The 18,436-nt window shown below is 65.4% G+C and carries 18 protein-coding genes and 1 tRNA gene; 6 read left to right on the top strand and 13 right to left on the bottom strand.

The features are described from left to right. The first annotated feature begins 124 nt into the window (after positions 1 to 124). Positions 125 to 1,597 carry an ATP-binding protein gene (locus J2X19_RS13200; RefSeq protein ID WP_310373750.1) on the top strand — a complete coding sequence of 491 codons (1,473 nt, stop codon included), beginning with the start codon at positions 125 to 127 and terminating at the stop codon, positions 1,595 to 1,597. A gap of 59 nt (positions 1,598 to 1,656) precedes the next feature. Here the strand turns inward: J2X19_RS13200 and nagA are convergent, their stop codons facing one another. Then, positions 1,657 to 2,778: an N-acetylglucosamine-6-phosphate deacetylase gene (nagA, locus tag J2X19_RS13205; RefSeq protein ID WP_310373752.1), complete on the bottom strand. Its 1,122-nt coding sequence runs from the start codon at positions 2,776 to 2,778 to the stop codon at positions 1,657 to 1,659. Between the two features lie 66 nt (positions 2,779 to 2,844). Here nagA and J2X19_RS13210 point away from each other — a divergent pair. Then, positions 2,845 to 2,921: transfer RNA gene (locus J2X19_RS13210), tRNA-Arg, on the top strand. Between the two features lie 307 nt (positions 2,922 to 3,228). Then, positions 3,229 to 3,915 (top strand): hypothetical protein, encoded by a 687-nt coding sequence (locus J2X19_RS13215; protein ID WP_310373754.1) that lies wholly within the window; start codon positions 3,229 to 3,231, stop codon positions 3,913 to 3,915. Here the strand turns inward: J2X19_RS13215 and J2X19_RS13220 are convergent. From J2X19_RS13220 to J2X19_RS13230, 3 genes are read right to left on the bottom strand one after another with little or no spacing between them, the layout of a single operon-like run. Then, a complete protein-coding gene (locus tag J2X19_RS13220; RefSeq protein WP_310373756.1) occupies positions 3,908 to 5,152 on the bottom strand; it encodes an acyl-CoA dehydrogenase family protein in 1,245 nt (414 codons plus the stop codon). The two genes, J2X19_RS13215 and J2X19_RS13220, sit on opposite strands and share 8 nt — an antisense overlap. After that, the gene (locus tag J2X19_RS13225) at positions 5,152 to 6,237 is read right to left on the bottom strand and encodes a phosphotransferase (RefSeq protein WP_310373758.1); all 1,086 of its coding nucleotides are present in this window, start codon (positions 6,235 to 6,237) and stop codon (positions 5,152 to 5,154) included. The genes J2X19_RS13220 and J2X19_RS13225 overlap by 1 nt, the downstream gene beginning before the upstream one ends. Positions 6,238 to 6,247: 10 nt before the next feature. Beyond that, entirely contained in the window at positions 6,248 to 6,967 is a 720-nt protein-coding gene (locus tag J2X19_RS13230; protein WP_116606272.1) for a Crp/Fnr family transcriptional regulator, read from the bottom strand. A gap of 292 nt (positions 6,968 to 7,259) precedes the next feature. Here J2X19_RS13230 and J2X19_RS13235 point away from each other — a divergent pair, with 292 nt between their 5' ends. Next, complete coding sequence (locus tag J2X19_RS13235; RefSeq protein ID WP_310373761.1) at positions 7,260 to 9,422, top strand: tetratricopeptide repeat protein; 2,163 nt, start codon at positions 7,260 to 7,262, stop codon at positions 9,420 to 9,422. A gap of 86 nt (positions 9,423 to 9,508) precedes the next feature. Here J2X19_RS13235 and J2X19_RS13240 read toward each other — a convergent pair whose 3' ends face one another. The 3 genes from J2X19_RS13240 to lexA form a co-directional block, all read right to left on the bottom strand. Continuing rightward, positions 9,509 to 10,516, bottom strand: coding sequence for a D-2-hydroxyacid dehydrogenase family protein (locus tag J2X19_RS13240; protein ID WP_116606275.1), 1,008 nt, complete (start codon positions 10,514 to 10,516; stop codon positions 9,509 to 9,511). Positions 10,517 to 10,657: 141 nt separating this feature from the next. Next, positions 10,658 to 11,026, bottom strand: a complete 369-nt coding sequence (locus J2X19_RS13245) for a hypothetical protein (RefSeq protein ID WP_116606276.1) — start codon at positions 11,024 to 11,026, stop codon at positions 10,658 to 10,660. 68 nt (positions 11,027 to 11,094) lie between these two features. Then, positions 11,095 to 11,760, bottom strand: a complete 666-nt coding sequence (gene lexA, locus J2X19_RS13250) for a transcriptional repressor LexA (protein WP_310373764.1) — start codon at positions 11,758 to 11,760, stop codon at positions 11,095 to 11,097. Positions 11,761 to 11,845: 85 nt separating this feature from the next. Here lexA and J2X19_RS13255 point away from each other — a divergent pair, with 85 nt between their 5' ends. Further along, complete coding sequence (locus J2X19_RS13255) at positions 11,846 to 12,868, top strand: asparaginase (protein ID WP_310373766.1); 1,023 nt, start codon at positions 11,846 to 11,848, stop codon at positions 12,866 to 12,868. A 53-nt stretch (positions 12,869 to 12,921) separates the two neighbouring features. Here J2X19_RS13255 and adk read toward each other — a convergent pair whose 3' ends face one another. The 6 genes from adk to J2X19_RS13285 form a co-directional block, all read right to left on the bottom strand. Next, a complete protein-coding gene (gene adk, locus J2X19_RS13260) occupies positions 12,922 to 13,578 on the bottom strand; it encodes an adenylate kinase (RefSeq protein WP_116606279.1) in 657 nt (218 codons plus the stop codon). 92 nt (positions 13,579 to 13,670) lie between these two features. Further along, positions 13,671 to 14,426 carry a 3-deoxy-manno-octulosonate cytidylyltransferase gene (kdsB, locus tag J2X19_RS13265; protein WP_310373770.1) on the bottom strand — a complete coding sequence of 252 codons (756 nt, stop codon included), beginning with the start codon at positions 14,424 to 14,426 and terminating at the stop codon, positions 13,671 to 13,673. Further along, the gene (locus J2X19_RS13270) at positions 14,423 to 14,605 is read right to left on the bottom strand and encodes a Trm112 family protein (protein ID WP_116606281.1); all 183 of its coding nucleotides are present in this window, start codon (positions 14,603 to 14,605) and stop codon (positions 14,423 to 14,425) included. The genes kdsB and J2X19_RS13270 overlap by 4 nt, the downstream gene beginning before the upstream one ends. Before the next feature lie 19 nt (positions 14,606 to 14,624). Beyond that, positions 14,625 to 15,635 (bottom strand): tetraacyldisaccharide 4'-kinase, encoded by a 1,011-nt coding sequence (gene lpxK, locus J2X19_RS13275; RefSeq protein WP_310373773.1) that lies wholly within the window; start codon positions 15,633 to 15,635, stop codon positions 14,625 to 14,627. A 4-nt stretch (positions 15,636 to 15,639) separates the two neighbouring features. After that, the gene (locus tag J2X19_RS13280; protein WP_092755514.1) at positions 15,640 to 16,056 is read right to left on the bottom strand and encodes an ExbD/TolR family protein; all 417 of its coding nucleotides are present in this window, start codon (positions 16,054 to 16,056) and stop codon (positions 15,640 to 15,642) included. A gap of 17 nt (positions 16,057 to 16,073) precedes the next feature. Next, positions 16,074 to 16,706, bottom strand: coding sequence for a MotA/TolQ/ExbB proton channel family protein (locus J2X19_RS13285; protein ID WP_116606283.1), 633 nt, complete (start codon positions 16,704 to 16,706; stop codon positions 16,074 to 16,076). Positions 16,707 to 17,076: 370 nt separating this feature from the next. Here J2X19_RS13285 and xseA point away from each other — a divergent pair, with 370 nt between their 5' ends. Continuing rightward, positions 17,077 to 18,402, top strand: coding sequence for an exodeoxyribonuclease VII large subunit (gene xseA / locus J2X19_RS13290; RefSeq protein WP_310373777.1), 1,326 nt, complete (start codon positions 17,077 to 17,079; stop codon positions 18,400 to 18,402). Positions 18,403 to 18,436 lie beyond the last annotated feature (34 nt).

Consider the following 18,436-nt stretch of genomic DNA (forward strand, 5'->3'; position numbering starts at 1 on the left):
TCTGTGGCAGCACGGGCTCGTGCGGTCTGCGGCGTTGCATTTCTAGCCAATAGCTACGGCTATTGGCTGCAAAACGCGCCTTGCATCCCATCCCGATCCGCACCACCACATCCTCGCCAGAGTCATGCAGAACATTCCTAGGCCTGCCGGCATCCGCCGCTGGCTGCCCGACAGCCTGCTGGGCCGCATCGTGCTGGTGATGGCTTTGGGCGTGGTCAGCGCCCAGCTGGTGGGCACCTTGCTGTGGGCGCGCCAGCTGCGCGAAAGCGCCCGTGCCGAAGCCCTGGGCGCGGCCCACCATCTGGCGGTGAACGCAGCCGGCACCCTGCGCTTCTTCCGCGACCTGCCACCCAAGTACCGGCCTATCCTGATCGAGCAGCTGCGCACCATGGGCGGCACCCGCTTCTTCGTCAATGTGAACCGCGAGCGCGTGTCCATCACCCCGTTGAGCGGCAACGCCCTGGTGGATGCGGTGGTGACCGTGGTGCGCAACGACCTGGTGGGTAATCTGCAGCCGGCCCAGCCGCCCGATGTGGCGTTTGCCTGGCCCGATGGCCTGCGGGTGTCGGATGACGGCCGCACGGTGAACGACCTGCCCGAGTCCTGGGTCGAGGCCACCTTGCTGCTGCGCCCGCGCCCGGCGCCGGTGCTGGTGATCCAGGCCGAGTTCGAGCCCGGCCGCTGGCTGTACCTGGCCGCACCCATGCCCGACCCGTACTTTCTGGACAATGCCAATCCGCTGACCCTGGACCGGGTGGCGATGCAGGTGGTCACGCTGCTGACGGTGCTGGTGCTGTCGGTGCTGCTGGTGCGCGGCCTGATCCGTCCTTTGAACCGCATTGCGTCGGCGGCCAACGCCTTTGGCAACGACAGCGCGCCCGAGGCCGTGCCCGAAACCGGCACCGCCGAGCTGCGCCGCACCGCCCGCGCCTTCAACGAGATGCAGGCCCGCATCCAGCGCTACCTGGTGGACCGCGAGCGGCTGTTTCTCGGCATCTCGCACGGCCTGAAGACGCCCATCATGCGGCTCAAGCTGCGCACCGAGCTGCTGGACGACGAGGCCTTGCAGGCCGACTTCCACGAAGACCTGGACGACCTGGACGTGATGGTCAAGGCCGCGCTGCAAAGCGTCAAGGACACCGACATCCACGAAAACCTGACCCCGGTGCGGCTGGACACCTTGCTGGCGCGGCTGGCCAAGCGGCCCATCCACCCGAACGCCAGCATCGAGTTCGTGTCCGACGCGGTGAGTGTGCAAGGCAAGCCGCTGGCGCTGGAGCGGGCCTTCAGCAATCTGCTGGACAACGCCGTGCTGTACGGCGAAAGGGTGCAATTGCGCCTGAGCGACCGGGGCGCGCTGGCGGTGGTCGAGGTGCGCGACTTCGGTCCGGGCATTGCCCAGGCCTCGATGTCGGCCGCGTTCGAGCCGCATGTGCGGCTAGGCCACGGCCAGCAGAACAACCGCACCGGCACCGGCCTGGGCCTGGGCATTGCCCGCAACATCATCCAGGCGCATGGCGGCGAAATCCGGCTGCACAACCATGCGGAATGCGGGCTGGTGGTGACCGTGCTGCTGCCCGCCGTGCAGACGGAGTAATAAATCAAGCGCTGGTGCAGAGAGTACCTGCGCCAGTAGCTATATAAACTGTAGCGGCGTTAGCCCAGGCTGACCGATCCACCTTCGACGTACACCGCCTGCAGCGCCAAATCCCGGTCCAGTACCACCACGTCGGCCCAGGCGCCCACCGCCAGGCGGCCGCGGTCGGTCCAGCCCATGTGGTCGGCTGCATAGGTGGATACGCGGTGCGATGCATCCGCCAGGCCCAGCCCCAGCTTGTCCACCAGGTTGCGCAGGGCCTGGTCCATGCTGAGTACGGAGCCGGCCAGCGTGCCGTCGGGCAGGCGCACGCCGCCCATGCATTTGGTGACCGTGTGGCGGCCCAGCTTGTAGTCGCCGTCGGGCATGCCGGCGGCCGACGTGGAGTCGGTCACACAGTAGAGCTTGGGAATAGCGCGCAATGCGGTGTGGATGGCGCCGGGGTGCACATGCAACAGGTCGGGAATCACCTCGGCAAACTCGGCATGGGCCAGCGCCGCGCCCACCATGCCGGGCTCGCGGTGGTGCAGGGCCGACATGGCGTTGAACAAATGTGTGAAGCCTGTGGCGCCGCAGCGCAGCGCAGCCACGCCTTGCTCGTAGCTGCCGGTGGTGTGGCCCAGCTGCACCTTGAAGCCTTCGGCCACCAGCTGCTCGATGAGTTCGGCGTTGCCGCCCACCTCGGGCGCCAGCGTGATGAGGCGGATGGGCGCCAACGCGTGCAGGCGGTGTATTTCTTCAAAGTTGGCGGGGCGGGCAAACGGGGGCTGTGCGCCCAGGCGCGCTTCGCTGATGTATGGGCCCTCCAGGTGCACGCCCAATACGCGCGCGGCGTTGGGCGCGCGCTGCGCGCAGAGCCGGCCCATGGCCGCGAAGGCCATGTCCAGATCGCTCTGCGGTGCGGTCATGGTGGTGGCCAGCAGGCTGGTGGTGCCGTGGCGCGCATGCAGCGTGGCCACGTGCAGCGCCGCGTCGCCGCCTTCCATGATGTCGTGGCCGGCACCGCCATGCACATGCAGGTCGATGAAGCCGGGCAAGACCAGCGGCAGGCCGGCGCCCCGCACGCTGGCGGTAGCGACGGGGCTGCCGGTGATAGCGGCAATGCGGCCGTCAGCGCCGAACTGGATGTCGCCGCAAACAAAGCCGCTGGGGGTCAGGATATTTCCGTGGATGGATTGCATAAAACACTTTTCATAAGAGCCGGCCGGTGGGGTGCCGCAGAGGCGTAAGGTTAGAATCTTAAGCTCCTACCCGTAGCTCAGTTGGATAGAGCATCAGCCTTCTAAGCTGAGGGTCACAGGTTCGATCCCTGTCGGGTAGACCACCTCACACCGCCTCCATTTTTATACATTAAATGAGCCTCTGGCGCTTATTTTATAAGCGTAAGTAGCTATCTAATATGTAGCAAAATACGGCTGGCGCATTTGGCCCTTATTTCCCTGTTGCCGTGCACGGCGTGAAAGCGCCGCTAGGCACCGCCATTGACGGGTATCGCCTCATACACCAGCCCATGTTCTTCCAGCATGATGTGGATGCGTGGCCGTCCGGGTGGGCCAGGAAACACCCAGACCATGGATGGCTACTTTTCGGGTGCTCGCCACCCGGCAAACTTTAGGTGAAAGCGGACGCGCATGTTTGAGCGCATAAAAAAATGGGTCGCCCGGTCGCCCGACAGCCGGCCGGAGCAGGCTGACTTGCAGGCGGTGGAGGCCTGGGCCATGGCCCGCGAACTGGGTTTTGAAAGCCTGTTCAATGACGGCGACTTTGCGCTGACCGGGCAGCAGGCCGTGTGGTCGTGGCGCCTGGAGCGTACCGAGCCGGTGCGGGATTTCATCCAGGGCGCCGAGCTGCGCGGGCGGGCCGATGTGGCTTTGCCCGAGGACGTGGCCGTGATGCTGATCAACCGTCCGCTGAAGGAAGACCTGGAAAAACGCGTCTATGAGCAGGTGACCCACAGCGTGCAGACCACGCTGGACGCCGATCTGCCGGAAGAGGCGCGCTGGCTGTCGCTGTACGACGAGGTGGGCTGGAGCACGGCACCGCTGGAGTTCTGGGACCGCTATGCGGCCGTGGCCGATACCCGCGCCCATGCCCAGCAGTGGCTGGAGGGGGATTTGCTGCCCTTGCTCATGGCCTGGCCCACGCCGGCCGTGCAGCAGATCACCCCCTTCATCCTGCAGCTGCAGCGCGGCCGGGTGTATTTGCGCATGGAGTATCCGCACAACGATGTGCCGACCCTGGAGCATGCGCTGGCGGTGTTCACCCAGGCCTGTGTGTCGGCCCAGCTGCTCAGCGCGGACGGGGCAGAGCCTATTTAGGCGCTATGGCGTACTTGCCCAGCTCGGCCTTGGCAATGGCGTTGCGGTGCACTTCGTCCGGGCCGTCGGCAAAGCGCAGGGTGCGCGCCGCTGTGTAGGCGTAGGCCAGCGGAAAGTCCTCGCCCATACCCGCGCCGCCGTGGGCTTGCATGGCCCAGTCGATCACCTGGCAGGCCATGCTGGGCGCCACCACCTTGATCATGGCGATTTCGTTCTTGGCCACCTTGTTGCCGGCCACATCCATCAGCCAGGCGGCCTTGAGGGTCAGCAGGCGCGCCATGTCGATCTTGCAGCGGGCTTCGGCAATCCGTTCCTGGGTGACGCCCTGGGCGGCAATCGGTTTGCCGAAGGCGATGCGTGACGATGCCCGCTTGCACATCAGCTCCAGCGCGCGCTCGGCCAGGCCGATCAGGCGCATGCAGTGGTGGATGCGGCCCGGGCCCAGGCGGCCCTGGGCGATCTCGAAGCCCCGGCCTTCGCCGAGCAGGATGTTGCTGGCGGGCACACGCACATTCTCGAAGCTGATCTCCATGTGGCCGTGCGGCGCGTCGTCGTAGCCCATCACGCTCAGCGGCCGCAGCACGCGGATGCCAGGCGTGTCGGTCGGCACCAGCACCATGCTTTGCTGCGCATGGCGCGGCGCGTCCGGGTCGGTCTGGCCCATCACGATGTAGACCGCGCAGCGCGGGTCGCCGGCGCCGGATATCCACCATTTGCGGCCGTTGATTCGGTAGTCGTCGCCCTGGCGTTCTATGCGGGTGGCGATGTTGGTGGCGTCGCTGGAGGCCACGTCGGGCTCGGTCATGGCGAAGGCGGAACGGATTTCGCCCTCCAGCAAGGGCTTGAGCCAGCGCGCCTTGGCGGCTTCGGAGCCGTAGCGGGCAATGGTTTCCATATTGCCGGTATCGGGCGCCGAGCAGTTGAAGACCTCGCTGCACCAGGGGACGCGGCCCATGGTTTCGGCCAGCGGCGCGTATTCCTGGTTGGTCAGGCCGGCGCCTGCGTAGCCCGCCACGGCGGCGCTGTCCACGGGCAGAAACAGGTTCCACAGGCCGGCGGCGCGGGCCTGGACTTTCAGTGTTTCGATGGTTTGCAGTGGCGTCCAGCGCTTGCCGGCCTGGGTATTGGCCTCGATTTCGGCCGCGTAGGCGGGCTCGGCCGGATAGATGTGGGCCTCCATGAACTGCTGCAAGCGGGCCTGCAAGGCCTGGGTCTTGGGGGAATAGTCAAAGTCCATCAGGTGCTCCGGGCAAAGGTCCAGGCCATTTCGGCCAGCGGCCGTGCGCCGGCCGCCGAGGCCCGCGCCTGCGGGCTGGACGCCGTGCCGTCTTCCACCCGCTTGGCGATGCCTTGCAGAATCGCGGCCAGGCGAAACAGGTTGTAGGCCATGTAAAAGCCCCAGTCGGCTTGCAAGGCTTCGGCACTGGCCAGGCCTGTGCGTTCGCAGTACTGGCGGATGTAGTCCGACTCCAGCGGAATGCCGAGCGCGGCCCAGTCCAGCCCGGCAATGCCGCGGAAACTGCCCGGCGGGATGTGCCAGGACATGCAGTGGTAGCTGAAGTCGGCCAGCGGGTGGCCCAGGGTGGAGAGTTCCCAGTCCAGCACCGCCAGCACACGCGGCTCGGTGGGGTGGAACACCAGGTTGTCGAGCCGGTAGTCGCCGTGCACGATACGGGTCTTGCTCTCGTCGCGCGCATCGGCGGGGATGTGGGCCGGCAGCCAGGCCATCAGCTGGTCCATTTCTGCAATCGGCTGGGTGATGGAGGCCTGGTACTGCTTGCTCCAGCGGCTGATCTGGCGCTCGAAGTAATTACCCGGCTTGCCATAGCTGGCCAGCCCGTGGTCGGCGAAGCGCACCGTGTGCAGGGCAGCGATAACGCGGTTCATCTCGGCATAGATCGCTGCCCGTTCGGCCGGCTGCATGCCAGGCAGGGCCTGGTCCCACAGCACCCGGCCGGCGATGAACTCCATTACATAAAAGGCCCGGCCGATGACGGACTCGTCTTCGCACAGGCAGAGCATGCGCGGCACCGGCACATCGGTGTCGGCCAACCCGCGCATCACCGCAAACTCGCGCTCGATCGCATGGGCCGAGGGCAGCAGCTTGGCGACCGGCCCCGGCTTGGCGCGCAGCACATAGGTCTGCGTGGGCGTGCTGAGCTGGTAGGTCGGATTGGATTGCCCGCCTTTGAACATGCTGACGGCCAGTGGGCCGTTGAAGCCCGGCAGGTGCTGTGCCAGCCAGGAGTTCAGGCGGTCTTGGTCAAGCACATGCGACCCGGTGACGGGCCGGGTGCCGGTGAAGTGGCCGAAGTCGGTCATAGGCCAGGGCCTAGTTGTCGGACTCCACGATCCGGTACAGGGCGGAGCGGTCGCGCACCGTCAGGCCGGCGGGCTCGATGCGGATCACCTCTTCGCGTTCCATGGCCTTGAGCTCCTGGTTGACGCGCTGGCGCGAGGCGCCGAGCAGCTGCGCCAGTTCCTCCTGGGCCAGCTGCAGGCTGATGCGCACCTCGTTGGCATTCGCCAGATTCTGGATGCCGTAGCTGCGCGCCAAATGCAGCAGCTGCTTGGCCAGGCGCGCGCGCAAGGGCAGGGTGTTCAGGTCTTCCACCAGGCCGAACAGCTGGCGGATGCGCCGCGACTGCAGGCGCAGCAGGGCTTCGTAGAGCTCGGTATGGGTGGCCAGGATCTTCTTGAAGTCGGCCTTGGCCACGCACAGCAAGGTGGTTTCGCCATGGGCATAGGCGTCGTGGGTGCGCCGGTCGCCGTCGAATATCGCGATGTCGCCAAACCAGGTGCCGGGCTCCAGGTAGGTCAGGGTGATCTGTTTGCCCGAGATCGAGGTGGAACTCACCCGCACCGCCCCCTTGGCGCAGGCCACCCATTCTTCTGGCGGCTCGCCGCGGGCTGCGATTAAGCCGTTGTCCTGGTAGCGTTTGACGTAGGCACATCGCAGAATGTCGTGTCGCAACGACGGTGAGAGAGACACAAACCAGTGACCGGTATTGATCGCTGCGCGTTCTTCGATGGTAAGAATCGGTTCGTCCATGGTCTGTCTTTTGGGTGACTGCTAATGGGCTGATTGTCACGCCCGTGACGCAGAAGTCGGCTCAGGGTTGTCACTTGCGTGTCTGGCCTATCGATTTTGCAGCGGCGCAGGGGCCGCGTGGGGCACCCGGTTGGGATGGCTGCCACCGCTGTGCGATCCCGATAGATGGCCGCATAATTCCGCTTCATTTACTGATCACCGGCCGTTTACAGATGGTATGGTGTGACTGAATTCAAAAAAACGCCAAAAAACTGCAGTGAAACTACGAAACACACTTCTAGGATCGACCCTCTTGGTCGCCGCATTTGGTAGTTCAGCCCTGTCTCTCGGCCGTGCCCGGGGCGCGGTGGTACTGGGCCAGCCATTGGACCTGGCGGTGGATGTGCGTCTTGATTCTGCAGACGATAGTGGCAATGCCTGCTTTGAGGCCGATGTCTTCCATGGCGATGCGCAGGTGGCGCCGAACCGGGTCCGGGTGATCGTGGTGGCCGGTGGCCAGCAGCAAGAGGCCGTGGTGCGTATCCGTTCCTCGGCGGTGGTTGATGAACCGGTGGTGGGGGTGGTGCTGCGCTCCATCTGTGGCCAAAAAGCCTCACGCCGCTATGATTTTCTAACCGACTTTCCAGTCGAGACGCGCGCTGCATCCATACCTACGATCATTCCGGCGATTGTGACGGCGCCCGCTGCCGCACCTGCCCCGGCTCCGGCGATGGATGCGCCACCTCCCGCACCTGCACCGCGGCCGGCGCCACGTCCCCCAGCGGTGCGCAGTGCGCCCAGCGCCACGGCCGCACCCATTGTCAAAGCCCCGCCCAAACCGGTGGCTGCCCCCAAGCCGGCACCGGCCAAGGAACCGGCTGCCGCGCCCAAGCCGGTCGTCAAGCCCGAAGTGCCGGACAACAAGCCGCGCCTGAAACTGGAAGCCGCTGAAGCACCTGACGAGCGCGTGGTGCAACTCAAGTCGTCCACCGACCTGGTGGTGGCGTCCACCGAAGACCCGCAAAAGCGCGCTGCCGCGGCAGCTGCCTGGCGCGAGCTCAACAACCTGCCGGCCGAAAACCCCCAGGAAAAGCAGCGCCTGCTGGCCTTGGAGGCAGAGTCCAAAGCCCTCAAAGCCTTGCTGGCCAAGAGCGAGGCTGACTTCAAGCTGCGGCTCGAGAAATTGGAAAACAACCGTTTCGGCGAAGGCCTGGTGTACGGTTTGCTGGCTCTATTGCTGGCTGCCATTGCGGCCGCCGGCTTCTGGTGGAACCGGGCCCGCCAGCGCGGCCTGGCCACGGCCACGGACTGGGCGCACCATGGCGAACCCAGTCCCGAAGAAATGGGGCGACCAGCCGCGCTGAGCCGCCCGGCCAAACTGGCCACCCAGCAGCCGCCCGCCACTCTGCCAGGGTCGGCCCATGACACCCACATAGATACCGAGGTGGACGAGTCCTTGTTCGAGGATTTGAAGAAGCTGACCGCCGTTACGGCAATGCCGGTCAAGCCCGCCGTGGCGCCGGCGGTAGCCGCTGCACCGGCACGCAATCTGCAGGCCGATGATTTCCTGGACGTGCAGCAGCACGCGGACTTCTTTGTGTCGCTAGGCCAGTACGACCAGGCGATTGGCGTGCTGAAAAAGAGCATAGACGAGAGCGTCGAGGTCAACCCCTTGGCCTATCTGGAGCTGCTGAAGGTCTACCACACGCTGGGCCGCCAAGCCGAATACAACCAACAGCGCGATGCCTTCAACCGCATCTTCAATTGCCAGTTGCCGGTATTCCCGGCCTTCACCAGCGAAGGCCAGACTCTGGAAAACTACCCCGCGGTGCTACGCAACATTGAAGCCCAGTGGGGCAAGCCCGAGGTGCTGGATTTCATTGAATCCTGCCTGTTCCGCGACCCGGAAGCAGCATCGATGCCGGTGTTTGACCTGGCCGCCTACCGTGAACTGCTGCTGTTGCACGCCATGGCCAAGAGTGGATTGCGCCTCACCAGCGGCAAGCGGGCCATGGAAGCGCGCAGCCGCAACAGCCTGCCTGCCGCGCTGGAGCCCCAGTTGTCGCAGCCCGGCGCACTGGAAGAGTTGCCGCGCGAGACTTCTTTCACCCAGCCCATGCTGTTGATGCCCGATCCTGCCGCGCCCGAGCGGGCCGATGTGCCGCCCGAGCCGGCCGTGTCTTCGTACCGCCAGCCGCTGGACCTGGATTTGGACCTGAATCTGGACTTCTCGAACTCGGAACTGCTGGCCATGCAACAGCTGCCGGCTGCATCGCCACCGCCACCCGCTCCGACCCCTGCCGCCAGCAACCCGCTGATGGAGCCGCTGGACCTGGATCTGGACGAGTTGATGGCAACCCCGGTGACTACACCGCCGCCGCCGACGCCGGCCCCGCCGGTGATCGACAGCAATATGCTGGAGTTCGATCTGTTCGATCCGAAGATTGAAGAGAAGATTTCGCCCAAGTCCAAGTAAGCAAAGAGCCACCGATTAGGTGGCTTTTTTATGGGTGATTTAGGCGGTTTGCGCAGGATTTCTGTGCGCAGAGTGCTATGGAAAATCTAGCGACGAACCTGCAGTGCGCCTGGGTTGACGATGTTGGTCGGCGTGCCTTTGATGAAGTTCAGCACGTTATCGAACGCGGCATTGAAGTACATCTCGTAGCTGTTTTGTTCCACATAGCCGATGTGCGGCGTGCAGATGCAGTTCTCCAGCCGCAGCAGCGCATGGCCTTGCAGGATGGGTTCGCTCTCGAATACGTCCACCGCCGCCATACCAGGGCGGCCGCGGTTCAGGCCGGCCAGCAGGGCATCGGGCTCGATCAGCTCGGCCCGCGAGGTATTCACCAGCAGGGAGGTGGGCTTCATGCGCAGCAGATCGTCCAGGGTGACGATGCCGCGGGTTTCGTCGTTGAGCCGCAGGTGCAGGGACAGCACGTCGGCCTGCTCGAACAGCTCTTCCTTGCTTTCCACCACATCGACGCCATCGGCCAGTGCGCGGGTGCGCGAGGTCTCGCGGCCCCAGACCATCACCCGCATGCCGAAGGCCCGCGCATAGGTGGTGACGATCTGGCCAATCCGGCCATAGCCCCAGATGCCCATGGTCTTGCCCTTGAGCACCGTGCCCATGCCAAAGTTGGCCGGCATGGACGCGGTCTTCATGCCCGACTGCTGCCAGACACCGTGCTTGAGGTTGCTGATGTACTGGGGCAGGCGCCGGGTGGATGCCATGATCAGCGCCCAGGTGAGTTCGGCCGGCGCGACGGGCGAACCCACGCCTTCGGCGACGGCGATGCCGCGCTCGGTGCAGGCTGCGATATCGATGTGGGAGCCGATGCGTCCGGTCTGGGCAATCATTTTGAGCCGGGGCAGCTTCTCAATCAGCTGGCGGTTCAGCTGGCTGCGCTCGCGGATCAGCACGATGATGTCGGCGTCCTTGAGGCGTACCGACAGCTGGCCCAGGCCTTTGACGGTATTGGTGTACACCTTGGCTGCATAAGGTTCCAGCTTGATGGCGCAGTCGAGTTTGCGAACGGCATCTTGGTAGTCGTCAAGGATCACAATATTCATCCCCCGATTGTGCCTTGGCGCCGATGCCTGCCTGTACCTGTATGTATCTAATAAGCGCCGCAGCCGGCGGCAAATGTGCCTTGGTGGGCTATCTGCGGGCCGGCCGGCGCGCCGGGGTGCGCAGAGCCAGGTAGCCAAGCCTTACTGCAGCAGGGCGCGCGGGCCGGATTCCAGGGCGGCCAGCCGGTCCAGCTCGGCGCAGACATCGGCCATGCGGCCCGAAATCAGCATGCGGCCTGCGTTGGCCGGAGTCTGCGGCCCATCGACCACGCGCAGCACCCGCAAGGGGCGCAACGGACGCAGAGGCGTTGCGGGATGCAAGCTGGGGCAGGCACCACGCATCGGAGCCGCACTGGCGTGGCTGGCGCAGGCATTGCCGCGGGCCGGGCCGGGCCGTAGCGCCAGCGCCTGGCGCAGGCTGCGCGTCTTGGCCGAATGGAGGTTGAACCAACCGACCAGGCCCTGGAACGAGCCGAACAGACCGGTAGGCGAAAACGATGCGATTCCCATATGAAACTCCCACGACATGGTGTGCTGGATGCGGATGGACAGGATGGCTGTGCGTTGGCGCTGCGGGCTTACATCAGCAGGGTGTTGCGGATGAGGCCGACGGCCAGCCCTTCGATGGCGAAGCTCTCGCCGGGCTCGACCACGATGGTGGCGTAGTCGGGGTTTTCGGGCAGCAGCTCGATCAGGTTCTTGTTGCGGCGAAAGCGTTTGACGGTGACTTCCTCACCCAACCGGGCCACCACGATCTGGCCGTTCTTGGCATCGCTGGCCGACTGGACGGCGAGTAGGTCGCCGTCGAGGATGCCGATGTCGCGCATCGACATGCCGCGCACCTTGAGCAGGTAGTCGGGCTTGTGGCGGAACATGCTGGCCTCTACGTGGTAGGTTTGGTCCACATGTTCCTGCGCCAAAATCGGGGAGCCGGCAGCCACCCGGCCAATCAGCGGCAGGGCCAGCTGGTTGAGGGTGTGCTGGAAGCGGGATTCGTTGATGGAGCGCAGGGTGTCGCTCTTGAGCCGGATGCCGCGCGAGGTGCCGCTGACCAGTTCGATCGCGCCTTTGCGGGCCAGGGCCTGCAAATGCTCTTCGGCGGCGTTGGCCGATTTGAAGCCCAGCGTGCTGGCGATTTCGGCCCGGGTAGGCGGTGCGCCGGTGCGGGCAATGGCCGACTGGATCAGGTCCAGAATCTGTTGCTGGCGGGCGGTGAGTTTGGCGGGGAACGCTGGCAGATCCATGGGTGACTCCGTGCTAGTTTAGCGGGCTGGCTGTTTTAATATCCAGTAGCTGTATTTTTAACCAGTTTTTGAAAGTTTGCAAGCCATGGCAGTAAATTCAGGCGCGTTGGACACCAAGCCTTCCAGCATCGTGGTGCTGGGCACCGGCGGCACGATTGCCGGCCGGGCCAGCAGCGCGGGCGACAACATCGGCTATACCGCCGGCGAGGTGGGCGTGGCCCAGCTGCTGGAGTCGATAGGCGGCTTCCAGGACGGCGCGTTCCGTCTGCTGGCCGAGCAAGTGGCCCAGGTGGATAGCAAGGACATGGGCTTTGCGCTGTGGCAGCAGCTGGCCGCGCGCTGCGCTTATTGGCTGGCCCAGCCCGAGGTGGCGGCCATCGTCATCACCCATGGCACGGATACGTTGGAAGAAACCGCCTACTTTCTGCAGGCCGTGCTGGACCCGGCCAGGCCCATCGTGCTGGCCTGCGCGATGCGCCCGGCCACCGCCCTGGTGCCGGACGGGCCGCAGAACCTGCTGGATGCGATGGCGGTGGCCAGCACCCCGGGCGCACGCGGCGTGCTGGCGGTCTGCGCGGGCAATATCCACGGCGCGCAGGATGTGCAAAAGGTGCACAGCTACAAGGTGGATGCGTTCTCGTCGGGCGAGGCCGGCCTGTTCGGGGTGGTGGAAGAAGGGCGGGTGCGCCTGTTCCGGCCCTGGCCGTCTGCCATCGATTTTTATACGGAAAATAGGCCTCCAGCGCAGGTAGAGATTACGCGAGAAGCTATCAAAAACATAGTGATCAGCGCAGCAGCTGCCAGCGACTGGCCGCGGGTGGAGATCGTGCTGAACTACGCCGGGGCGAACGGTCTGCTGGTGGATGCGCTGGTGGCCCAGGGCGTGCGCGGCATCGTGGTGGCGGGCACCGGCAATGGCACGCTGCACCTGGACTTGCAGGCGGCCCTGCTGCGCGCCATGGCGGCCGGGGTGCGGGTGCTGCGCTCGACCCGCTGCGTGTTTGGCCGGGTGCAGGCCATGCCGGCGGATGCGATTCCCGATGCGCAAGGCCTTTCGCCGGTGAAGGCGCGGATTGCGCTGCTGCTGGAGCTGCTAGCCGCCCCATGAAAAAAGCCGCCGGGCTCAGCACCCGGCGGCTTTTTGGGGTTGGCGTCAGCGCTTTAGGCGGCCAGGGCGGCAAACGCGCGGGCGGTGATTTCGTCCACCGTGCCGGTACCGCTGATGGCGCGGTACTTGGGGGCGGCTGCGGGCTCGTTGCGGGCCCAGCTGGAGTAGTAGTCGACCAGCGGGCGGGTCTGGGCGCTGTACACCTCCAGGCGCTTGCGCACGGTTTCTTCCTTGTCGTCGTCGCGCTGGATCAGCGGTTCGCCGGTGACGTCGTCCAGGCCTTCGACCTTGGGCGGGTTGAACTTGACGTGGTAGGTGCGGCCGGAGGCCGGGTGCGAGCGGCGGCCGCTCATGCGTTCGATGATGGCGTCGAACGGCACATCGATTTCCAGCACGTAGTCGAGCTTGACGCCGGCGGCCTTCATGGCGTCGGCCTGGGGCAGGGTGCGGGGGAATCCATCGAACAGGCAGCCATTGGCGCAGTCGGGCTGGGCCAGGCGTTCCTTCACCAGGTTGATGATCAGGTCGTCGCTGACCAGGCCGCCGGACTTCATGACCGCGTCGGCTTGCAGGCCCAGGGGCGTACCGGCCTTGACGGCAGCGCGCAGCATGTCACCAGTGGAGATTTGCGGGATGCCGTATTTCTGGCAAATGAAGGTGGCTTGCGTACCCTTGCCGGCGCCGGGTGCGCCCAACAAAATCAGTCTCATGGAAATTCCTCGGAGTGTTTAAAACCACGTGGCACAACTGGCAGTCCGAGAACTACCGCCGTGCTTCATTCCGTCAGAGGATACCAGAGGCTTCAGTACAGTTTGCTTACGCGTTCCAGGTCTTCCGGCGTGTCGACGCCGGCGCCCGGCGCATGGGCTGTGACGTGCACCGCGATGCGGTGGCCATGCCACATCGCGCGCAGCTGCTCCAGGGCTTCCGTCACCTCGATAGGCGCCTGCGGCAGGGTCGGAAACAGCCGCAAAAATCCGGCCCGGTAGGCGTAGATGCCGATGTGGCGCAGCGGCGCCGGGTCGGGCAGGGCGCGGAAGCTGTGGTCGGGCGTGGCGCCGTCGCGCCACCAGGGAATCGGCGCCCGGCTGAAGTACAGCGCGTACTGCTGGGCGTCCAGCACCACCTTGACGAAATTCGGGTTGGCCAGGTCGGCCAGGCTGTCGATGGTGTGCGCCGCCGTGCCCATGCTGGCCTGCGGACGCTGCAAGAGCAGGGCGCCGACTTCGTTGATCAGCTGCGGGTCGATCAGCGGCTCGTCGCCCTGCACATTGACCACGATGGCGTCGTCGGCCAGGCCCAGCAGCTGGCTGGCTTCGGCCAGGCGGTCGCTGCCGGACGGGTGGTCGTTGCGGGTCAGGATGGCTTCCACGCCGTGGGCCTGACAGGCTTCGAGGATGCTCTGGCTGTCGCAGGCGACCACGGTGCGCGCGGCCTGCGACAGCATCGCGCGCTGCGCGACCCGCACCACCATGGGCGCGTCGCCCAGGGCTGCCAGCGGCTTGTTCGGCAGGCGGGTCGAGGCCAGGCGGGCCGGGATCAGGACGGTGAAGCTCACAGGCCCAGCTCCTCGTCGCTCAGGGTGCGGGCTTCGTTTTCCAGCAGGATGGGGATGCCGTCGCGCACCGGGTAGGCCAGGCGGGCGCTGCGCGACGTCAGCTCTTGTTTTTCGCGGTCGAATTGCAGCGGGCCCTTGGTGACGGGGCAGACCAGCAGCTCGAGAAGTTTGCTATCCATGGGTGAATTCTGGTTGGTATCAGGTCAGCGCAGAAGTGCGCGCAGGGGGCGATGATAGCCAGGGATCGACCCGTTGGTCGAGTGCGGCCAGGAAGCCGGGCTCCAGTTCCACCCGCAAGGGCACGGCCAGGGCGTCCGGCTGGTGGTGCCACAGCTTCACCGCATCTTTTTCGGTACAAATAACGGTCTGGCGTAGATGTTCTGTGCGCGACCAGCTATCAAAATCGTAGTGATCGGGCAGGGCTTCGGTTGCTTCCAGTTCCAGCCCCGCGGCGCGCAGCATGCTGAAAAAGCTCTCCGGCTGGGCGATGGCCGCTACCGCTCGCAGTGGCGTGTTGCGCAGCGTGGCCAGCGGGCGGCGCGTCCCGTCGGCCTGCACGGCGTAATCGGCCAACGCGCGCCGCGCCCGGAAGCCGGCAAACGCGGGCTGGGCGCCGCTGTGCAGCACCAGGTCCACCGGCCGCGGCCAGGCTTCGCGCAGCGGGCCGGCGGGCAGCAGAAAGCCGTTGCCCACGCCGCGGTCGTCAAAGATGCAGATTTCCAGGTCGCGGTGCAGTGCGCGGTGCTGCAGGCCGTCGTCGCAGACGATGAGCTGGGTCTGCGGATAGCGCGCCAGCAGCGCCTGGGCCGCTTCGAGCCGCTGGCGGGCCACGAATACCGGCACCTGGCAGCTGCGGCGCACCAGGGCAGGCTCGTCGCCGACTTCGGCGGGCAGGCTGTCGGGCAGGACTTCGCGGCAATCCGTGCTGCTGCGGCCGTAGCCGCGCGAGATGACGCCCACCGCTATGCCGCGTGCCTGCCAGTGCCGCACCAGGGCCATGACTACCGGGGTTTTGCCGGAGCCACCGGCCACCACATTGCCGACCACGATGACCGGCACCGGCACGCGGCCGGTGTGCAGCCAGTTCAGACGGTAGAGCAGATTGCGCAGGCCGCCGAGCAGGCCGTACAGCAGGGACAAGGGCCACAGCAGCCAGGCCAGCGCGCCGCGGGAGCGCCAGGTGCGCAGCAGGGTGGCTTCCAGCCCCATGGGCTTACTTGGGGGTGGCCTGGGTGGCAAAGGTGATTTGGTTCAGGCCTGATCGCCGAGCGGCTTCCATCACGGTGATGACCGACTGGTGGGCGGCGCTGGCATCGGCGCTGATGATGACAACCATGTCCTTGCCACCCTTGGCGGCGTTCGCCAGGGCCAGGGACAGGGCATCGACGCTGCGGCCTTCGACCGGGCTTTTGTTGATGGCGTAGCGGCCGTCGCTGCCCACGGCGACGATGATTTCCTTGGGGTAGTTGCGCTGGGCGTCGGTATTGGCCACCGGCAAGGTGATCTGCAGCTCGGTGAACTTGCTGTAGGTGGTGGACAGCATCAGAAAGATCAGCACCACCAGCAGCACGTCGATGAACGGGATCAGGTTGATTTCGGGCTCTTCGCGGGAGCGGTGGCGGAAGTTCATGGTCGCAATATCTCCGTTCAGCCCCGTTTGCGGACGGCGTTCAGGTGGCGGGCGAACTGGTCGGCGGCCATCTCCAGGGTCAGCAGGTATTCGTCCACCCGGGCCCGGAAGTAGCGCCAGAAGATCAGCGAGGGAATGGCCACGATCAGGCCGAAGGCGGTGTTGTACAGCGCCACCGAGATGCCGTGCGCCAGTTGGGCCGGGTTGCCGCCCATGCCGCCGCCATTGCCCTGGGAGCCGAAAATCTCGATCATGCCGATCACCGTGCCCAGCAGTCCCAACAGCGGGGCGGCGGATGCGATGGTGGCCAGCGCGCTGAGGTATTTCTCCAGCTTGTGGGCCACCGAGCGGCCGGCGCTCTCCATGGCGTCGCGCACATCGTCGTCGCTGCAGCGGGGGTGGGTGTTGAGCACCCGCAGGCCGCTGGCCAGTACTTCGCCCAGCGACGAGTTCTGCGCCAGCTGGTTCACGATGCCGGGCGCCGGGATGCTGGTCTGCGAGACGGTGAGCACCTCGTTGAGCAGCTTGGGGGGGACGATTTTGGAGGTTTTGAGGCTCAGGAATCGCTCAATCACCAACGCCAACGCGAGGATGGAGCAGGCAACCAAGGGCCAGATGGGCCAGCCTGCGGCTTGTATGATCGAAAACAATATAGCTCTCCGCGTGGTTTAGACAGGACTTGCACGTAGCGCAACTCGTTACAGATTCGCGATTATGGCTTAGCCCGAAGCTCTTGCGGCCAGCAACTTGTGGCAAGCTGCCGACGCCGTAGTCACCCACATTTCTTGTGGATAACTTTGTGAAGAACTTCTGCGCGCAGCGCTGAAATCCAGCGTCCATGCGGGCTTGTGACACTTCGATGAAAATTTAAGCAGAAAAAATCCAATTGAAATCAAGCACTTACCACATTAATTCGGCGCAATCGGGTGTTTTTTCGCATTTGCTAATGAATCGCATTGGGGACATCAGGCCTGTGGAGCACTTCGCAGGCAAAACTCGCGCAACCGCGCGCCAAAGCTGATGCCTGGCCTGCAAAACCCAGCATTGGCGCCACGAATCTGGCCGGTTGGCGTGCTGTGCCGCGCCATTGCTGAGGCCTTGGAGGCGCGCTTCAATCCGGTCGCGGTGCGCGGCGAGATTTCGGGCTTCGCGCGCGCGTCCAGCGGGCATTGCTACTTCAATCTCAAGGACGCGCAAGGCCAGATCCGCTGCGCCATGTTCCGCCGCGCGGCCAGCCTGCTGGACTTTGCGCCGCGTGACGGCGAACTGGTGGAAGTGCGTGGCCGGCTCGGCGTGTACGAGCCGCGCGGCGACTTGCAGCTGATCGTGGAAAGCATGGGCCGGGCCGGGCAGGGCGCCTTGTTCGAGCAGTTTTTGCAGCTCAAGGCCAAGCTGGAGGCTGAAGGTCTGTTCGATCCGGCGCGCAAGCGCCCGCTGCCGCTGCTGCCACGCGGCATTGGCGTGGTCACGTCCTTGGGGGCGGCGGCCTTGCACGACGTGGTGTCGGCCTTGCAGCGGCGCGTGCCGCATATCCCGGTGGTGCTGGCGCCGGCCTTGGTGCAGGGCGCAGCTGCACCCGGTGAACTGGTTAAAGCGCTATCAAATCTATACCGGTACACGCAGGCTGAATCTGCGCCAGAGGCCGATTCCTCTCAAAACGTGACGATAGACCTGATCTTGCTGGTGCGCGGCGGCGGCTCGCTGGAAGACCTGTGGGGCTTCAACGACGAGCAACTGGCCCGCACCATCGCCCACAGCCCGGTGCCGGTGGTCAGCGGCGTCGGCCACGAGACCGACTTCACCATTGCCGATTTTGTGGCCGACTTGCGGGCCCCCACGCCGACGGCGGCGGCCGAACTGGCGGCCCAGCCGCGCGAGGTCTGGCTGGGCGCCTTGGCGCTGGCTGGGCAGCGTTTGCAGGATGCCGTGCAGCGCAAACTCGATACCCAGGCCCAGCGCCTGGACAGCGCGGCCCAGCGCCTGGGACGGCCCTCGGGCTTGGTGGCGCGCCAGCAATGGCATCTGGGCCAGCAGGCGCAGCGGCTGCGTTATGCGGTGCTATCGAATGTAGAGCGGGAGAAGGCCCGCCATCAAGCGCTGAAGACCGATTTTCCTAGCAAGGTAAGCCAGGCAATCCGCCAGCGCCATGAGCGCCTGGACCGTGCAGGCCGCGGCCTGGCGCTGCTGGACCCGCAGCTGGTGCTGCAGCGCGGCTATGCTTTGCTGCGCAGCGCCGAAGGCCTGCCGATCACCCGCGTCGGACAGACCGCCGAAGGGCGCTCGGCAACCGCCATTCTGGCCGATGGTGAGGTTGATCTTCGTGTCCTACAGACGCGCCTTAATTAGTTTCTACAATCCACCCGTTAACCACCAACCCACG

Source organism: Rhodoferax ferrireducens (genome assembly GCF_031458075.1).
Classification (GTDB): Bacteria; Pseudomonadota; Gammaproteobacteria; order Burkholderiales; family Burkholderiaceae_C; genus Rhodoferax_B; species Rhodoferax_B ferrireducens_A.

Bases quoted from the DNA above. Each gene is read 5' to 3' on its own strand.
- lexA (WP_310373764.1), bottom strand. From the start codon at position 11,760: ATGGATCTGCCAGCGTTCCCCGCCAAACTCACCGCCCGCCAGCAACAG.
- lpxK (WP_310373773.1), bottom strand. From the start codon at position 15,635: ATGGGGCTGGAAGCCACCCTGCTGCGCACCTGGCGCTCCCGCGGCGCG.
- J2X19_RS13225 (WP_310373758.1), bottom strand. From the start codon at position 6,237: ATGACCGACTTCGGCCACTTCACCGGCACCCGGCCCGTCACCGGGTCG.
- J2X19_RS13200 (WP_310373750.1), top strand. From the start codon at position 125: ATGCAGAACATTCCTAGGCCTGCCGGCATCCGCCGCTGGCTGCCCGAC.
- J2X19_RS13215 (WP_310373754.1), top strand. From the start codon at position 3,229: ATGTTTGAGCGCATAAAAAAATGGGTCGCCCGGTCGCCCGACAGCCGG.
- J2X19_RS13280 (WP_092755514.1), bottom strand. From the start codon at position 16,056: ATGAACTTCCGCCACCGCTCCCGCGAAGAGCCCGAAATCAACCTGATC.
- J2X19_RS13220 (WP_310373756.1), bottom strand. From the start codon at position 5,152: ATGGACTTTGACTATTCCCCCAAGACCCAGGCCTTGCAGGCCCGCTTG.
- xseA (WP_310373777.1), top strand. From the start codon at position 17,077: ATGCCTGGCCTGCAAAACCCAGCATTGGCGCCACGAATCTGGCCGGTT.
- J2X19_RS13230 (WP_116606272.1), bottom strand. From the start codon at position 6,967: ATGGACGAACCGATTCTTACCATCGAAGAACGCGCAGCGATCAATACC.
- nagA (WP_310373752.1), bottom strand. From the start codon at position 2,778: ATGCAATCCATCCACGGAAATATCCTGACCCCCAGCGGCTTTGTTTGC.
- J2X19_RS13240 (WP_116606275.1), bottom strand. From the start codon at position 10,516: ATGAATATTGTGATCCTTGACGACTACCAAGATGCCGTTCGCAAACTC.
- J2X19_RS13245 (WP_116606276.1), bottom strand. From the start codon at position 11,026: ATGGGAATCGCATCGTTTTCGCCTACCGGTCTGTTCGGCTCGTTCCAG.
- adk (WP_116606279.1), bottom strand. From the start codon at position 13,578: ATGAGACTGATTTTGTTGGGCGCACCCGGCGCCGGCAAGGGTACGCAA.
- J2X19_RS13255 (WP_310373766.1), top strand. From the start codon at position 11,846: ATGGCAGTAAATTCAGGCGCGTTGGACACCAAGCCTTCCAGCATCGTG.
- J2X19_RS13270 (WP_116606281.1), bottom strand. From the start codon at position 14,605: ATGGATAGCAAACTTCTCGAGCTGCTGGTCTGCCCCGTCACCAAGGGC.